Below are 261 nucleotides of genomic sequence, written 5' to 3' on the forward strand. Positions count from 1 at the left end.
ATTCAAAAGTCTGGGTGAACCTCAAAACCGACCTACGGAAGAGGAAAGAAAAAGGAATACCTCTGAACTGAGTGATAGAAGAAAAGCATTACTGGTTCCTGCTTCCAAAGAACTCATCCTCTCAACAGGTGTTACAGAATCTGAGTTGATGAGAAAAACCGGTGGTGACATGAGTCAGATCATCGTATGGGCAACCCAAATCTATATGAAAAAAACTGATGAGATCCGTAAAAATATAAAAACTGACAACTAAAACATTAT

1 protein-coding gene is annotated in these 261 nt (G+C 38.3%); it reads left to right on the forward strand.

Annotated features, from left to right (window positions below):
• The coding region (locus SB764_RS41750; protein WP_410866999.1) for a hypothetical protein at positions 1 to 253 on the forward strand (253 nt) is incomplete at its 5' end.
• Positions 254 to 261 lie beyond the last annotated feature (8 nt).

The organism is Paraburkholderia sp. SIMBA_027, from assembly GCF_046535315.1.
Classification (GTDB): Bacteria; Pseudomonadota; Gammaproteobacteria; order Burkholderiales; family Burkholderiaceae; genus Paraburkholderia; species Paraburkholderia tropica.